This is a genomic window from Sphingomonas colocasiae (assembly GCF_019880585.1).
Taxonomy (GTDB): Bacteria; Pseudomonadota; Alphaproteobacteria; order Sphingomonadales; family Sphingomonadaceae; genus Sphingobium_A; species Sphingobium_A colocasiae.
The window spans coordinates 416,508-432,206 of sequence record NZ_JAINVV010000003.1 but is presented as its reverse complement, the minus strand read 5'-3'; the positions used below and the strand labels follow the sequence as shown (position 1 = coordinate 432,206).

Here is a 15,699-nt window from a genome sequence, read left to right as displayed (position 1 = left end):
CATGGTCTTGCGGGCGTCGGGCGAGGACATCACGCCGCCGAAGCCCTGGGGCCGATCCGCCAGCAGGGCAGGGTGCAGTCTTCGGAGGCGTCGAGGAAATCGATATGGATGGGTTGGCCGATCGCGATGTCCGCCGCGGTGATGCCGGTGGCGTCGCCGTCGGCGTTCACCGCCAGCCCGGCCATCCTGATCCCGGAATTCTCCGCCAGCGCGCCGATGATGGTGACATAGGGCGCCAGTGCCTCGAAGGCCGGCAGCAAGGGCGGAGCGGGAACCGCGAACGACCAGACCGCCGCTTCTCCCGAGACGGGCTGCCAGGCGACATTCTCGGATTGGCAATGCGGGCACATCGGGCGCGGCGGAAACCGCATTTCGCCGCAGGCCGCGCAGCTTTGGACGACCAGACGGCGTTGCCGCGCATTGATCCAGAAATCCCGGTCGAGCGGATCGTCGGTGAAGGGCAGGGGGGCGTTCTCGATCATGACGGTTCGTCCGTTCCGGCATAGGCCGCCCAGCGCGGCGGACGACGCTCGCCGAACGCCTTGATCCCTTCGGCGAAGTCATGCCCCTGATTGTGCGCGACGATCGCGTCCCATCCATCGGTAGAGGCGTCGTGAAGGCCGCGTTCCTTCGCACTCCAGATCGCCTTCTTGGTGGCGGCCATCGCGCTCGGCGAATTGCGCCTGATGCGATCGGCCAGCCGGCGCGCGCGTTCGATCAATTCTTCGCCGGCGCAGATCTCGTCGACCATGCCCAGCCTGTGGGCGTCCTGTGCGCTCATCTTTTCGCCATTGCCGGCCAGCGCCAGCCGCAGCACCGCGCCCATCGGCATGCGCCGCGCCAGCGCGATCGGCTCCAGCGCGGCGACGAGCCCGACGCTGACATGCGGATCCGCGAAGGTCGCCTCGTCGCTCGCGAGGATGATGTCGCATTCGGCGACGAAATGCAGGCCGCCGCCCAATACCATGCCGTTGACCGCGCAGATAACGGGCTTCCACACATGGTTCTGGTGCGGCGTCCAGCGGATCGAGGCGATGCTCGGCGCGCCGGCTTCGTCGGTGATCATCTCCGGCAGGTCGGCCAGGTCGGCGCCGGTGCAAAAGGCCTTGCCGCCCGCACCGGTGACGATCGCGACGATCGCCGCCGGATCGCGGTCGAACAGCCGCCATGCCTCCGGCAATTCGCGGCTCATGACGCTGTTGACGGCGTTGAGGCGCGCCGGGCGGTTGAGCTCGATCAGTGCGACGCCGTCATCGACCCGATAGTTCAAGGTATCGAAGCGAATTGTCTGGCCTCCCCGGATCATGCGCGTTCGGCCCTGGACGGACCACTGTCCGCTCTGAACCATGGGCCGATCTATGTTCGCCGATCGCGCTCACGAAAAACTCGCTTTTGTTGCCGCCGGCGGCCGGTTTTCCTGACCGTAGGAGCGGATAAGCGAGTTTTATTTGAGGGCGAGCTGAGGTCTGATTGCCCGATGCAGAGAGCAAGCGCGCATCGTGACCAGCCGGCGCCCGAAGGCGCCGCTTCGGAGGACAGTTTCGACGTCATCGTCGTGGGTTCGGGGGCGGGGGCGCTGCTGGCGGCGGCGCGCGCGTCCGATCTCGGCGCGCGTGTGCTCGTCCTGGAGAAACAGGCGCGGTTCGGCGGGAATTCGGCGATGTCGGGGGGCGGTATCTGGGTACCGAACAACAGCCGGATCGGATCGGTCGGCATCGCCGACAGCGACGAGGATGCCTTCTCCTACCTGCGCGCGGTCATCCCCGCCGATCAGATCGCGGACGAGACCATCCGGACCTATATCCGCTCCGCGCCCAGGATGATCGACTATCTCGAAAGCATCGGCGTGCCTTATCGTCCGGTCGCGAAATATCCCGATTACTATCCCGGCGTGCCGGGCTGGCGCGAAGGCGGGCGCACCATGGATTGCGCGCCGCTCGACGGGCGCGAACTCGGCGAATATTTCGATCGCCTCGGCCAGATGCCCGCCGCGTCCAAGGCGTTCGGCACGATCAACCTGTCGATCACCGAAGCCTCCAGGATCCAGGCGGTCGCGCCGGGCTGGCAGAGGATCGCGGCGGGTGCGCTGGCGCGCTATGCCGTCGATATCGGTGCGCGGCTGCGCGGCAGGCGGGATCGCCGGCTGTGCATGGGGGAGGCGCTGGTCGGCCGGCTGTTCCTGGCGATCCGCAAGCGAAAGGTGGTCTTCAAACTGGGCGTACCGGTCTCCGGCCTCGATTATGACGGCGATCGCGTCTGCGGTGTCGTCGTGCGCGCGGATGACGGCAAAAGGCAGGTCTATGAAGCGCGCAAGGCCGTCATCGTCGCGGCGGGCGGCTTCGAGCGCAGCCGCGAGATGCGCCATCGCCATCTCCCCAATCCGACCTCGCCCGACTGGTCGGCGGGCAGCGCGGGCAATACCGGCGACATGATCGAGGCCGGGCGACGGATCGGCGCCGCCACCGGATTGATGAACGAGGCCTGGTGGGCGCCGTCGGTGCGCTGGGGCGATCGCACCGTCATCCTGTTCTTCGAAAAATCGAAGCCGGGATTGATGATCGTCGATCGCACCGGCCGGCGGTTCATGAATGAATCGATCACCTATAATTCCTACGGCAAGTGCATGTACGGCGAGAATTACGATCTCAGGGATCGCGTGCCCGCCTATGTCATCTTCGACAGCCGCTATCGGTCGCGCTACATGTTCGGCGGGCTGCTGCAATCGAGCATGTCGCCGGACTGGATGAATCCGGGCGCCTTCGGCCCCAACGGCATGCTCACCAGGGCGTCGACGCTCGATGAGCTAGCGACGAAACTCGGCATCGATGCGCAAGGCTTGCGGACGACGGCGGCGGAAATGGCGCGCTTCGCGGAAAGCGGCATCGATGAGAGGTTCGGTCGCGGCGCCGACGCGCACGACCGCATGTATGGCGACGAACGCGTCACTCCCAATCCCTGCCTGGGCCCGATCGACACGCCGCCCTTCTACGGCGCGCCGCTCTATCCCGGCGATATCGGCACCAAGGGCGGCCTCGCCATCAACGATGACGGCCAGGTTCTGGACGAAGCGGGCAAGCCGATCCCGGGGCTCTACGCCGCCGGCAACAGCTCCGCATCGATCATGGGCGATAAATATCCCGGCGCCGGCTGCACCTTGGGGCCGGCGCTCACCATCGCCTATCGCGCGGCGGGCAGGATCATGGGCGCCAACGAGGATTGACGCTTTCGGGCGTCCACGAATTCAACACATGACGGGGCAAGAGAGTGGCCAGGACCAAAGACTATAATCTGGGCGATTTCGATTTTCCGCGCGGCTGGTTCATGATCGCCGACGCCGCCGAACTGGGAGAGAGGCCGCTGCCGCTGCGCTTCTTCGGCAAGGATTTCGCACTGTTTCGCGGGCAGAGCGGGCGGCTTGTGCTGCTCGACGCGCATTGCAGCCATATGGGCGCGCATCTCGCGGGATCGGCCGACGCGTCGATCGTCGTGCATGGCGAACAGATAGAGGGGGATTCGATCCGCTGCCCCTATCATGGCTGGCGCTACAATCACGAAGGTCAGGCCGACGATATCCCTGGTTTCGACGGGCCATGCCCCAAGGCGGCGAAACTCGCATCCTATCGCGTCCGTGACGTGATGGGCGCGATCATGATGTGGCACGATCCCGAAGGCGGCGAGCCCGATTTCGATCCGCCGGCGCTGGCCGAATGGGACCTGCCCAACTGGGTGAACGGCGATTACGACCATCTGGGGCGGCTGGAGATCCATCCGCAGGAAATCCTGGATAACATGGCCGATTCCAATCATCTGGGGCCGACGCATGGCTCGCCGTGCGAATATTTCGAGAATGAGTTCAAGGGTCATCTCTACTATCAGCGGCAAGGCGGGTTCCGCCGCGAATATGACGCCTATCTGATGACCTATACTTGGTATACCGGGCCGGGCCTGCTGCTTTCCAGGCAGGCGATCGGCGATATCCGGTCGATCGAATTCATCTTCCATACGCCCGTCGAGGATGGTGTGGTGCAGGTCTGGCACAACAACCTGCTGATGGTCGCCAACCCCGTACCGACCGCCGAGGATCGCGGACGGGCAAAGGCGATCCAGAACGAGGTGCTCGCCGCCTTCAGGCAGGATTTCGCGATCTGGACGAGCAAGGTGCCGGCGCTGCGGATCATGAGCGTGCCGACCGAGCGCAATTTCAAGCTCGGGCGCAACTGGTACCGGCAATTCTACAATCCGCGCGATCGCGCCGGCGATGTCCATCGTTCGACCGATGGCCGGCACGTACCGATCCACAAGCTGCCGCCCTATGAGATGTCGCTGGAGCTGGAAGGCTGATCGTCGCGTACCTGTCCGAAGCAAAAGGCCCCGGCCGGTCTTGAGACCGGCCGGGGCCTTGTCGTTGCCTCCGATGCCGCAGCCGGCCGGTCAGCGGCCGGTGAACTGCGGCTTCTGCCGGTTCTGGAACGCCTCCAGCGCGATGCGGTGATCGTCCAGGAGCTGCGTCACATTCTCGAAGGCGGCGGCGCGGTCGATGATCGCGTTGGCGGTCACCTTCAGCCCGGCATTGATCGACGCCTTGGTCCATTTGATCGAATGGGTCGCGCCCTTGGCCAGCCTTTTCGCCATCGTCGCGACGGTTTCGTCGAGCTTGTCCGCCGGCACCGCTTCGGTGATCAGCCCGATGGCGGCGGCGTCGGTGGCGGTGATCGGATCGCCGGTCAGCAGATAGCGGCGCGCGCGGGCATAGCCGATCAGTTGCGGCCACATCACCGCGCCGCCATCGCCCGCGACCAGCCCCACCGAGACATGCGGATCGGCGAACACCGATTGTTCGGACGCGTAGATGAAGTCGCAATAGAGCGCGAGCGAACAGCCCAGCCCGATGGCGGGGCCGTCGACCTTGGCGATGATCGGCTTTTCGAGATCGAGCATCGCATTCTGGATCTTGCGGTCGCGGCGGATGCCGATGCTCGTCGCGGCGGCGTCGCCATGCAGCGACAACAGCCATTTCAGGTCCCCGCCGGCGCAGAAGGCGCCGCCGGATCCCGCCAGGATCACGACATCGACGCTTTCGTCGCGATCGACATCGTCGAAGATGCGCGAGAACTCCTCGTGCAGGTCATGGTTGATCGCGTTCTTCGCCTGCGGCCGGTTCACCGTTATCGTCAGGATATTCCCGTCCTTCTCGACGAGAAGCGCCTGGTATCGATCATAGTCCATGCCTGTATGTCCTTCGATGTGAAATGCGTCAGGGGATGCGTTCATCGACGAGGCCAAGCCGCTCGCAGGCCATTTGCCTCAGGATGAATTTCTGGATCTTGCCCGAAGGGGTGAGCGGGAACGCATCGACGAACACGACATGTTCGGGGACTTTCCAGCGCGAGATCCGTTCGGCGCACCAGGATCGGATCCCGTCGCCGTTCGCCTCGATCCCGTCGCGCAGCCACACCATGGCGCAGGCGACTTCGCCATATCGCGCGTCGGGCACGCCGATCACCGCGACATCGCGGATCGCGTGATGGTCCTTCATATAGGTTTCGATCTCGAGCGGAGAGAGATTCTCTCCGCCCCGGATGATCATCTCCTTCCTGCGCCCGACGATCGCGACGAAGCCGTCGCCATCCATCCGCGCGAGATCGCCCGATGCGATCCAGGCGTCCCCATGCTGATCGTCGGTGTCGTCCGGCCGGCTGCCATAGCCCATCATGCCGCCGGGGCCGCTATAATGGAGCTCGCCGACCTCGCCGATCGGCACCGAACGGCCCTGTGCATCGCGGATGGCGACGCTGACGCCGATCAGCGGCGTGCCGCTGGTCCGGGTCTTCTTGTCGGCGCTGTCGGCCGGAACCGTGGTCGTGGTGACGCCGCAGGTCTCGGTCTGGCCATAGCAGTTGATGATATCGGCGCCGAAAACATCTTGGCAGCGCGTCAGCAGGTCGCGCGTTACCGGGGCGCCGCCGACGATGATCGTCTTCAGCGCGTCGAGCGAGCGGCCGGCGATCGAGGGATCGTCGAGCATCGCGATCAGCATCGTCGGCACGCCGATGAATGCGGTGCAGCGCTCGCGTTCCAATATGTCGAGCGTGACCGCCGGCTTGAAGATGTGGAGCGGCAATGTCGTCGCGCCGACGAGCATCGCGCCGGGGATCGAGTTGCCCGACCCGCCGACATGGAACAGCGGAAATCCGGGGCAGACGCGGCTGTCCTCGCCCAGACCCCAGATGCGATAGGCGTTGCGGGCGGTGGTGGTGATCGCGTCGTGCGAAAGCCGCACGGCCTTGGGCACGCCCGTCGTGCCCGATGTATATTGGATCATGAAGAGATCGTCGGGGCTGGTGTCGACGAACGGCGGCGTCTCGGGGGCGTTCGGCAGCAACGCGCTCCATATGCTGGAAAAGCGATGGACATGACGAAGGCCGGGCGCGTCGCGCCGCGCCGCCTCGACGATCCCGGCGGCTTCGGTTCCGCCGATCAGGTCGGCATGGAAGATGCCGGCGGCGTCCGAATCCCGCAGCGCGAAGCTCAGTTCGTTCAGCTTGTACAAGGGGTTGAGCGCGACCAGCACGAGCCCGGCCTTGGCGATCGCATATTCCAGCAGCACCCATTCGGCGTGATTGGGGCCCCAGATCGCGATCCTCTCGCCCGGCGCATAGCCCAGCGCGATCAGCGCGGCGGCCAGGCGCGCCGCGTCGCGATCGAGCGTCGCATAGGTCCAGGCGATATCCGCGATCGCCGGCTGGTGGCGATAGACCACGGCTTCCTTGTCGCCCCAGCGCGATGCGGCGGCGGCGAGCGCGGCGCCCAGCGACTGGCGCTGGCCGGGCGGGGGCGGTGCCGCCGGCGGTGCGATCCATTCGGACAAAAGGGGATTGGGAGCTGTCATGCGGTGCTTTTTTGAGTTGCGGCATTGGCGACATGGCATCGCCGCGGCGGCGTCCAGCCCTCGGACTAGGCTCGCGAAAGGCTCAGCTAAAACTCGTTTTCCTCGACCGTCCATGCCCCCCGGATCCGGATGCGAGTTCAATTTGAATGGCTTTGGACCTTACCCAAGTCCCGCATTCGCCCCGCAAAGGGCAAGGGATCGACACGGGATCATGGAAAGCACATGAACAGTTTCGCCGAGCCGGAGCACATCCAGATGCTGCGGGAAACGCTGTCGCGTTTCATCGAAAGGGAGATGCCGCTCGAACTGGTGCGGAAATGGGATCGGGAAAACCATTTCCCGCGCGAGATCCATGAAAAGCTGGCGGCACTGGGGCTGATGGGGCTGACCGTCGCGGAGGACTTCGGCGGCGGGGGGCGCGATATCCGCGCGACGATGATCGCCATCGAAATGCTCTGCGGCCGCAGCATGGCGGTCGGCGGCCCGTTCATCCAGTCGGCCTGCTATGCCGGCCTCAACATCGCGGAGGTCGGCAGCGAGCGCCAGAAGCGGGAGATATTGCCAAGGGTGGTCGGCGAAGGGCTGATCTTCGCCTATGGCATCAGCGAGCCCGATGTGGGGGCGGATGTCGCGGCGGTACGCAGCACGGGCACGGTCGTCGGCGATCGGCTGGTGATCAACGGCGCGAAGCGCTTCTGCTCGGGCGCGCGGATTTCCGACTATATCTACACGCTGGTGCGGACGGGGCCGAAGGAAGATCGCCACCGCAACCTCTCGCTCGTCCTGGTGCCGTCTCAGGCCCCGGGCATCACGTTCGAGGCGCAGGATGCGCTCGGCCTCAAGGGCACCGGCACCTACGATGTCAGCTTCGCCGATGTTTCGGTGCCGATCGAAAATGTCGTGGGGGAAGAGGCCGGGTGGAACAATGCCTGGTCGATGCTGGTCGGGCCGGGTCTCGATATCGAGAAGATGGAGGTCGCGGCGATGGCGCTGGGTATCGCGGCGGCCGCCGTCGACGAAGCCTGGACCTATGCGCAGGAGCGCCAGCAGTTCGGCAAGCCGGTCTCCGCCTTCCAGTCGGTCCGCCACATGCTGGCGGAGGTGAGGACCAAGCTCCATGCCTGTCGCGTCCTCACCTATCATACCGCCGATGTGCTCGACGCTTCAGGCAAGGCGCCGGTGGAAACGTCGATGGCGAAGCTGTTCGTCTGCCAGGCCGCGCAGGAGATCGTGCTGACCTGCCAGCAGATCCTGGGGGCCTATGGCTATATCCGGGAATTCGACATGGAACGGCATGTCCGCGACATTCTCGTCATGCCGATCCTGGGCGGTTCGTCCGCGATCCAGAAGAACAATATCTGCAACATGCTGAAGCTGGCCAAATGACGCGCGCCGAAAGGCGCGTGCAGTGGCGCAACGTGAACGGAGACGGGCGGAGAGATGCCGAAGATCACTTTTATCGGCCATGATGGCGCCGAACATGTCGTCGAGGCCGAAGCCGGCATTTCGGTGATGAAGGCGGCGGTCAACAATATGGTGCCGGGCATCGATGCCGATTGCGGCGGCGCCTGCGCGTGCGCGACATGCCATGTCTATGTCGATGCGGCCTGGACGACGCGGGCGGGCGCGGCCGACGACATGGAGCAGGCGATGCTCGAATTCGTCTCGGAACCGGAAGAGAATTCGCGGCTTTCCTGCCAGATCATCATGAGCGAGGCGCTGGACGATCTGGTCGTCCGGCTGCCGATCCGGCAGGGCTGAATGGCATGCGGGTGATGGGGCGGACGACGGCGCCGGTGACGGAGCAGGCGCGGCGGCGATCAGCCCGGCGGGGCGCAGCCTTCGATCAGCGCCAGCTCGGTCGCCACGCCGCTGCCCTGGCGCAGCGCGATCATCCGGGCATAATCGGGGTCGCGATACCAGTTCTCGGCCGCCTGGCGATCCGGGAACTCGATCAGCACCAGTGCATGGCCCAGTGGCTCCTTCCCCTCCAGCCTTTCGCTGTCGCCGCCCTTGACGAGGTAGCGGCCGCCATGACGCGCGACGAGGGGCTCGGTTACCGACCGGTATTCCCGGTACCAGTCCCAGTGATCGACAGTCAGTTTTCCGAAAATATAGGCCGGCATCAGACACCTTCGCTTTCCCGGCCAGCCTATCGAAGCGGGGGTTCAGGATGAACTCGTATATCGCCGTCGCCGTCCGGCGCGCGGCTGTCGACAGGGGAAGAGGTTTGGCGATATGGCGCGTCTCGCGGAGAGAATTCAGAAAAGCGGGTCGCCCATGACATCTCGTATCCCCACCCCCCCGGGCGCTGCGCCGAAGGGCGATGCGCGCACGGCGGAGGTATCGGATATCGATCGCCGCAAGAGCCCGAAGCAGCAGCGCGCGGTGATCACCGCCGAAGCGCTGCTCCAGGCCGCCGAACAGATCATCGTCCGCGAAGGCTTCAAGAACGCCACGACCAACCGGATCGCGGAGGTCGCGGGCGTCAGCGTCGGATCGCTCTATCAATATTTTCCCAACAAGCAGGCGATCGTCCGGGCGCTGGTCGAAGAGACGGTGTCACGGGCAGCGGCGCGCGTCCGGGAAAATCTGCGCAACCTGATGGACGAACCGCTCGAACCGGCGCTGCGCAGGATCATGGGGCTGCTGCTGGAGATCTATCGGGAAAATCACTTCATCCTGTTCCGCATATTGGACGATGTTCCCGAACTGCGGCAATATACCAAGAGCCTGGCGGTGGAGACCTATACCCATTCCACCAACCTGGCATTTCTCGAACAGCATCATGCCGAGATCAGGGTCACCGATCTGCGCACCGCGCTGCTGCTGATCGAGCGGGCGACGATCCACAACATGCAATATTTCATTACGGACAACCCGACAAATCTCACAGAGGACCAGTTCCTCGACGAGATCACGCGGATGGCGGTCAATTACCTGACAAAGTGAAACCATGGTCAGCCGGCGGAAATCCTCTGCCGGATGGCGGCAAGCCGGTCGCGGACAAAGGGCGAGTGCAGCAGGTCGTGAAAGCTCCGTGCTTCTTCGGCGATTGCGATCCCGATGGCCTCGCGCGTGCCGGCCTTCAACAGACGCTTGGTCTCGGCCACGGCATCGGGTGAAAGCGCGGTGATGCCCGCCAGCCGGTTGGCGACATGGGCGGCGAGGTTTTCGGCGGCGACGGTCTCGTTGACGATGCCCAGGGCGATCCCCTCCTCCGCGGAACAGCCACGGTCCTTGAGCAGCAGCGCCATCGCCCGGCGCTGGCCGACAAGCTGGGGCAGATAGGCGCTGGACGCGAATTCGGGGATCAGGCCCATGTCGGCGAAGGGAAAGACCAGCCGGCAATCGGGCACGGCATAGACGAAATCGCAGTGGAATAGCATCGTCGCGCCGATGCCGACGGCATCGCCATTGAGCGCGGCGGCAACCGGTTTGGAGAAATCGGCCAGTCTCTTCATGAAGATATAGGAAGGCTTCTCGTCATAGGCGAGGGCAAGGCCCTGCGCGAAACCGCTGACGTCATGGCCTGCGGTGAAGATCGGTCCCGATCCGGCGAACAACAGGCAGCGCACGGTGTCGTCGCGCTCGGCGCGACCGATCAGGTCGATGATCCGTTCGTACATCGCATAGGTGATGGCGTTGCGCTTGGTCGGCCGGTTGAACCTGATCGTCATCACATGGTCGCGGATATCTGCCAGGAGATCGTCCGATCCCGCCATATCCGCTTCATCGTCCCGCATTGCCGGCTCCTCTCCCGTTCGGTGCCGAAACTAGGGCGGCGGGCATCTTAGGTTGAACTCGCTTTCGGCGGGCCGGCGTCTTTCAGGGTGCTGTAACGCGAGTTTCTTCTGAACACCCTCTCTCAATAAGCTGGAGGAAAGCTGAGAAGACACAGAATATCCGGGAGTGGCGCGCGTTGCTGGACTATGATCCTTTTTCGGATGCGGCGATGCGCGACCCGCATGCCCAATATCTCGAACTCCGCAAGAAGAGCGGGCCGTATTTCATCGAGAAATACAATGCGTGGGCGCTCGTCCATTTCGACGACATCTGGAAAGTCAGCGTCGAGCATGAAGCGGACATGACCTTCACCGCCGGTCAGCCGCTCACCAATGTGCTGCTGAACGAACCCGTTCCCCATGCCTTTCCGAGCATGGACCTGAGCGAACACCGCAAATGGCGGCGGATCGTCCATGCCGACTACACGAAATCCAATGTCGAGAGCGATCGTCCGCGCATCGAAGCGCTGGCGCGCGAGTTGCTGGCGCCGTTGGTCGAACGCGGCCGGTTCGATTTCTATACCGATTATGTGAACCGGCTGTTCGCGATCAACGCCGGCCATAATCTCGGCCTCGGTCGCGACGAATCCATCGAATGGCGCCGGTTGATCGACGAGACCATGCATCGCGAGACCGGGCAGGTGGGGACATCCTCGCCGCGCAACCATGCCGCCGCGATGGCGCTTTTCGGCCAGCTCCACGCCTATGTCGAAGGGCTGCGGCGCAATCCCGAACGGGCGGGCGGGCATATCCGGAAATATCTGGAGGCGGAGGTCGATGGCCGCCGGCTGGAGAACCAGGATATCGTCAGCCTGCTGGTCATATTCCTGACCGTGGGATCGGGCACCACGCCCAATGTCTGCGCGGGCGCGGTCTATTATCTGGCGCAGCACCCCGATCAGCAGCAAGCGGTTCTGGGTGATCGATCGCTGACGCCGCGCGCCTTTTTCGAAGCCGCGCGGTACGACCAGCCCACCAACATATTATGCCGGCGCGCGATCCGCGATATCCCGGTCGGTGGCGAAACCATCAGGGCGGGCCAGAATATCCTGATGGTCTATGCGTCGGGCAATCGCGACGAGGCCGAGTTCGAGCGGGCCGGCGAATTCGACATCTTCCGATCCTGCCCGCGCGACCTGACCTACGGGATCGGCGGGCATAAATGCCTGGGCATGCATCTCGCCACCATGGCGGGCACGATCGCGCTGGACGAATTCTTCAGGATATCCGGGCGCTACCGCGTCGACAGCGCGAACTGCACGCGCGCCTATGGCGAGTTCCTGTCCGGCTTCGATCATGTGCCGGTGGAACTCGGTGCCTAAAATCAGGAGCAATCTATGTCGATACGAAGCCTTGGCTATGTCGGGTTCGGCGCGCCCGATCCCGCGGTCTGGCTGGACTATGCCACCAATATCCTCGGCCTGATGCCGGCGCGTGCCTGTGCGGGTGAGGATTGGGGCATACCCGCGATGCCGGGATCCGGCCCTAAAAGCGCCGGCAGCGGCGTGGCGGAGGACGGCAGCGTCTATCTGAAGATGGACGAGTGGCAATGGCGGATCGCCGTGCATCCGGACGCGACCAATCGCGGCATCAAATATATCGGGCTGGAGGTCGAGGATCAGGCCGATCTGGAGGCGCATGTCCGCATCCTCGGCGAAGCCGGTTTCCCGGCCGAACTGGGATCGGCGGAACAGGCGCGCCGGCGGGCGGTGACCGGGATCGCTTATGTCCAGGATCCGTGCGGCAATGCGATCGAACTGTTCTTCGGCCCCACGATCGACCGCAAGTTCAAGTCGCCGCTGGGCATGGACTTCCTGGCCGGGCCGCTCGGGCTCGGGCACATCAACCTGATCACGTCGGGCAAGCTGGAGGCGGCGCAGGATTTCTACACCCGGATCCTGGGTTTCGACCTGGTCGACTATATCCGTTTCGGCGGCGGCAATTCCGCCAATTTCTATGGCTGCAACGCCCGGCATCACTCGATCGGGTTGCTCAAGGTCGGCAATGTCGTCGGCATCCACCACATGATGCTGGAGGTGACCGAGGTCGACATGGTGCTCCAGTGCCTGGAGCGTGTGAACGATGCCGGCATCCAGGTGACGTCCACGCTCGGCCGCCACGTCAACGACAATATGCTCTCCTTCTACATGCGTTCTCCCTTCGGCTTCGAGGTCGAGATCGGGTTCGGCGGACGGATGATCGACGCGGGCTGGAGCGCGAACGAGTTCGTCGAGGGCGATATCTGGGGGCATCGCGGCCTCGATCCGGAAACGATCGAGAAGAATCTCGCGTCGGCGCCGAGAGGATAGGGGACGGATCATGGCGGCGAAACTCGCGCAGCAGCATGTGGAGATCGGGCTGGTGTCGAACGGCATCGATAGACCGACCCGCTTCTATCGCGACCTGATGGGCTTTCCGGTGGCGGGCAGCATCGAAATTCCGAATGTCGGCACGATCACGAGGTTCCAGGCCGGGGACAGCATCATCCGCGTCCTCGTGCCGGTCGAGCCGGCAGCGGATCCGGCAGGGCAGGGCGGTTTCCAGGCCGTGGTCGGCATCCGTTATCTGGCGCTTCGCATCGCCAATCTCTCGGAGATGGTCGATCGCATCGCGACGGCGGGCTTCGCCGTTCCGGTGCCGGTCAGGGCCTTGCGGCCGGGCGTACGCGTCGCGCTGGTCGAGGATGGCGACGGCAATACGATCGAACTGATGGAGGAAAGCGCGGCATGAACTTCGCCTTTTCCGACGAGGAGATGGGGTTCCTGAAGGATTTCCAGGACCATCTCGCGCAAGAGCGGCAACGTTCGGACGCCGCCGTCATCTTCGCGCCGCACCGCGAGACCGATTCCTGGCTGGTCGACGGTCCCGAACGGCGCGCCTTCATGAAGCGGCTGGCGCAGGCCGGCTATATCGGCATGTCCTGGGCGCGCGACTATGGCGGCCGCGAACGGCCGGGCATCTACGATTATCTGCTCAACGAGGAGCTTTCGAGCCAGGGCGCGCCGATCATCGGCAAGGGCGTGGGCTGTATCGGCAAGACGATCATCGCGCATGGATCGGACCGGCTGAAGCGGGAGTTCCTGCCGCAGATCCTGGCCGCCGATATCGAATTCGCGCTCGGCTATTCGGAACCCGGCGCCGGGTCCGATCTCGCCTCGCTCAGGCTGCGCGCGGAGCGCAAGGGCGAAAACTGGGTGCTCAACGGCCAGAAGATGTGGACGACCTCCGCGCATTTCGCCGACTGGTACTGGGTGGCGGCGCGAACCGATGCCGAGGCGCCCAAGCACAAGGGCATCAGCGTGTTCCTGGTGCCGATGGATCATCCCGGGCTCACCGTCACGGAGGTGAAGACGATGGGCGATCATCGCACCAATCAGGTGTTCTTCGACAATGTCGACGTGCCCGGCGATTATCTGGTGGGGGAGGAGAATGCGGGCTGGCGCTATGTGTGCGAGGCGCTCGATTACGAACGCTTCGCGCTCTACACGGTCGGGCCGTTGCTGCTCAAATTCCAGTCGCTCGTCGAGCTGCTGAAGCTGGCGCGCCGGGGCGGGGCGCCGCTGGCGGCGGATCCCGTCATCCGCGCGCGCGTCGCCGAACTGGCCTGCGAGACCGAGACCGCGACCATGCTGCAACGGCGCGTGATCGCGCGCGCGATCAAGGGCGATGTGCCGACCGTCGAGGCGGCGATGTACAAGCTCTACAGCACCCGGCTCGGCCGGAGCATCGCCAATTATGCGCTCGATTGCCTGGGGCCGCTGGGCCTGTTGCGATCGGGAGCGCCCCATGCCCCCTTTGACGGACGCTGGGAGATGTCGGACCGCGCGACCGTTGTCGACACCATCGGCGGCGGCTCGTCGGAAATCCAGAAGAACATCGTCGCCCGGCGCGGGCTCGGTCTGCTGGTCGGAGCGTAATCATGGATCTCGATCTCACCGAAGAACAGGAAATGCTGCGCGGCACGGTGCGGCGGATGTGCGAGAGCCTGTTCGATCCGCAGACCGTCCGCCGGCTGGAGCACGAGGACGACAAGTTCGATCGCGCCTTCTGGGATGAACTCGGCGCCGGCGGCATCTGCGCGCTGCGCATCGACCCGGATCATGGCGGCGCCGGCATGGGCGCACTCGATCTGGCCCTGGTGTTCGAGGAATTCGGCCGCGCGCTGGCGTCCTCGCCCTTTCTGTCGAGCTGCGTGCTTTCCGCGTCGCTGCTGTCGAGGATCGGATCGGAATCCGCAAAGCGGGAATGGCTGCCCGGCATGGCGCGTGGAGAGGTGGTCGCGATCCCCGCCTGGCAGGAAAACGACCTGATCGGCGATGCGCCGGCAACGGCGATCGATCCCGTCCGTGGCGTCGTCAACGGCGAGAAATTGCTCGTGCCCTTCGCCAGCGTCGCCGATATCTTCCTTGTCCATGGCGCTGGCCCGGACGGTGACGCATGGGCGCTGGTGCCCGCGGATGCGCCGGGCATCTCGATCGTCGCGCAATCCAACCATGCGTCGCAGCCATTGTTCGCCGTCCGCTTCGACGATGTCCGGATCGGTGCTGCCGCCATCTTCGCGGCGACCGAAGTGCCGGATCCGGGCAGCGAGGCGTTCGGCGACGTGCTGATCGCGGTCGCGGCGGAAGCGGTCGGCGCCGCGGACCGGCTGCTCGCGCTGACCGTCGACTATGCCAATCAGCGCAAGCAGTTCGGGCGCCCGATCGCGAATTTCCAGGCGGTGTCGCATCCCTTGGCGGACTGTGCGACCGAGCTGGAGGGGATCAGATATCTTGCCTATCAGGCGGCCTGGGCGAAGGACGGGAACATGCCCTGGCGCCATCTCGCCCAGATGGCCAAGCTGCAGGCCGCCACGCTGTTGCGGCGGCTGGCGACGGTCAGTGTCCAGATCCATGGCGGCATCGGCTATTCGATCGACGGCGATCCCCAGCTTTTCTACCGGCGCGCCAAGCATCATGAACTGATGTACGGAACCGCCGACGATCTGAAGGCGCGTATCTCCGATCACATTTTCGCATGAGCGGC

16 protein-coding genes are annotated in these 15,699 nt (G+C 64.6%); 10 read left to right on the top strand and 6 right to left on the bottom strand.

Features of this window, described 5'->3' with window-relative positions; translation table 11 throughout:
• Positions 1-29: 29 nt before the first annotated feature.
• Both K7G82_RS05655 and K7G82_RS05650 read right to left on the bottom strand, forming a co-directional pair.
• Complete coding sequence (locus K7G82_RS05655; protein ID WP_222988852.1) at positions 30-482, bottom strand: Zn-ribbon domain-containing OB-fold protein; 453 nt, start codon at positions 480-482, stop codon at positions 30-32.
• Complete coding sequence (locus K7G82_RS05650) at positions 479-1,306, bottom strand: enoyl-CoA hydratase/isomerase family protein (protein ID WP_246623295.1); 828 nt, start codon at positions 1,304-1,306, stop codon at positions 479-481. Before K7G82_RS05650 ends, K7G82_RS05655 begins: the two co-directional genes overlap by 4 nt.
• A 171-nt stretch (positions 1,307-1,477) precedes the next feature.
• On the opposite strand from K7G82_RS05650, the gene K7G82_RS05645 reads away from it, so the two are divergent.
• A complete protein-coding gene (locus K7G82_RS05645) occupies positions 1,478-3,220 on the top strand; it encodes an FAD-dependent oxidoreductase (protein ID WP_222988850.1) in 1,743 nt (580 codons plus the stop codon).
• A gap of 44 nt (positions 3,221-3,264) precedes the next feature.
• On the top strand, positions 3,265-4,341 hold the full coding sequence (locus tag K7G82_RS05640; protein WP_222988849.1) for an aromatic ring-hydroxylating dioxygenase subunit alpha: 1,077 nt from the start codon (positions 3,265-3,267) through the stop codon (positions 4,339-4,341).
• Positions 4,342-4,431: 90 nt separating this feature from the next.
• On the opposite strand, the gene K7G82_RS05635 is transcribed toward K7G82_RS05640, so the two are convergent.
• Positions 4,432-5,226: an enoyl-CoA hydratase/isomerase family protein gene (locus tag K7G82_RS05635; RefSeq protein WP_222988848.1), complete on the bottom strand. Its 795-nt coding sequence runs from the start codon at positions 5,224-5,226 to the stop codon at positions 4,432-4,434.
• A 28-nt stretch (positions 5,227-5,254) separates the two neighbouring features.
• Positions 5,255-6,889 (bottom strand): class I adenylate-forming enzyme family protein, encoded by a 1,635-nt coding sequence (locus K7G82_RS05630; RefSeq protein ID WP_222988847.1) that lies wholly within the window; start codon positions 6,887-6,889, stop codon positions 5,255-5,257.
• Positions 6,890-7,111: 222 nt separating this feature from the next.
• Between K7G82_RS05630 and K7G82_RS05625 the strand changes: the two genes are divergently transcribed.
• Both K7G82_RS05625 and K7G82_RS05620 read left to right on the top strand, forming a co-directional pair.
• A complete protein-coding gene (locus tag K7G82_RS05625; RefSeq protein ID WP_222988846.1) occupies positions 7,112-8,275 on the top strand; it encodes an acyl-CoA dehydrogenase family protein in 1,164 nt (387 codons plus the stop codon).
• A 54-nt stretch (positions 8,276-8,329) separates the two neighbouring features.
• On the top strand, positions 8,330-8,650 hold the full coding sequence (locus K7G82_RS05620; RefSeq protein ID WP_222988845.1) for a 2Fe-2S iron-sulfur cluster-binding protein: 321 nt from the start codon (positions 8,330-8,332) through the stop codon (positions 8,648-8,650).
• A gap of 59 nt (positions 8,651-8,709) precedes the next feature.
• On the opposite strand, the gene K7G82_RS05615 is transcribed toward K7G82_RS05620, so the two are convergent.
• Positions 8,710-9,015 carry a DUF1330 domain-containing protein gene (locus K7G82_RS05615; protein WP_222988844.1) on the bottom strand — a complete coding sequence of 102 codons (306 nt, stop codon included), beginning with the start codon at positions 9,013-9,015 and terminating at the stop codon, positions 8,710-8,712.
• Positions 9,016-9,169: 154 nt separating this feature from the next.
• Here K7G82_RS05615 and K7G82_RS05610 point away from each other — a divergent pair, with 154 nt between their 5' ends.
• On the top strand, positions 9,170-9,841 hold the full coding sequence (locus K7G82_RS05610) for a TetR/AcrR family transcriptional regulator (RefSeq protein WP_246623294.1): 672 nt from the start codon (positions 9,170-9,172) through the stop codon (positions 9,839-9,841).
• A gap of 8 nt (positions 9,842-9,849) precedes the next feature.
• On the opposite strand, the gene K7G82_RS05605 is transcribed toward K7G82_RS05610, so the two are convergent.
• On the bottom strand, positions 9,850-10,635 hold the full coding sequence (locus K7G82_RS05605) for an enoyl-CoA hydratase-related protein (RefSeq protein WP_222988842.1): 786 nt from the start codon (positions 10,633-10,635) through the stop codon (positions 9,850-9,852).
• Between the two features lie 209 nt (positions 10,636-10,844).
• Between K7G82_RS05605 and K7G82_RS05600 the strand changes: the two genes are divergently transcribed.
• The 5 genes from K7G82_RS05600 to K7G82_RS05580 are packed head-to-tail and all read left to right on the top strand — an operon-like array spanning position 10,845 to position 15,694.
• Complete coding sequence (locus tag K7G82_RS05600) at positions 10,845-11,996, top strand: cytochrome P450 (RefSeq protein WP_246623293.1); 1,152 nt, start codon at positions 10,845-10,847, stop codon at positions 11,994-11,996.
• Between the two features lie 15 nt (positions 11,997-12,011).
• Positions 12,012-12,983, top strand: coding sequence for a VOC family protein (locus tag K7G82_RS05595; protein ID WP_222988841.1), 972 nt, complete (start codon positions 12,012-12,014; stop codon positions 12,981-12,983).
• A gap of 10 nt (positions 12,984-12,993) precedes the next feature.
• Positions 12,994-13,404 carry a VOC family protein gene (locus K7G82_RS05590; RefSeq protein WP_222988840.1) on the top strand — a complete coding sequence of 137 codons (411 nt, stop codon included), beginning with the start codon at positions 12,994-12,996 and terminating at the stop codon, positions 13,402-13,404.
• Positions 13,401-14,591 (top strand): acyl-CoA dehydrogenase family protein, encoded by a 1,191-nt coding sequence (locus tag K7G82_RS05585; protein WP_222988839.1) that lies wholly within the window; start codon positions 13,401-13,403, stop codon positions 14,589-14,591. The genes K7G82_RS05590 and K7G82_RS05585 overlap by 4 nt, the downstream gene beginning before the upstream one ends.
• A 2-nt stretch (positions 14,592-14,593) precedes the next feature.
• A complete protein-coding gene (locus K7G82_RS05580) occupies positions 14,594-15,694 on the top strand; it encodes an acyl-CoA dehydrogenase family protein (RefSeq protein ID WP_222988838.1) in 1,101 nt (366 codons plus the stop codon).
• Positions 15,695-15,699 lie beyond the last annotated feature (5 nt).